Annotated in this window: 1 pseudogene; it reads right to left on the reverse strand. The window is 50.0% G+C overall.

Going from position 1 to position 202, the window contains the following annotated elements:
- Positions 1–84: 84 nt before the first annotated feature.
- Positions 85–202: pseudogene (locus HEQ50_RS12855) on the reverse strand (reverse transcriptase/maturase); the annotation flags it as partial.

Here is a 202-nt window from a genome sequence, read left to right on the forward strand (position 1 = left end):
ATCGAGTAGGAGGTAGCCGATTAGTTCGGCTACCGACCTCTCACACCACCGTACGTACGGTTCCGTATACGGCGGTTCAGTAACTTAAGCATTTTGAATAAGCTGGAGCGTTTTGGTCAAGTTGATTAGCCCAAGACGTTCCAGTTTTCTATTCGTTAACGTGTAGGTAAGTGTTGCACTATGCGCCGTACGCCACGGGCCC

The organism is Lactobacillus sp. HBUAS51381 (genome assembly GCF_012641095.1).
Lineage (GTDB): Bacteria > Bacillota > Bacilli > Lactobacillales > Lactobacillaceae > Levilactobacillus.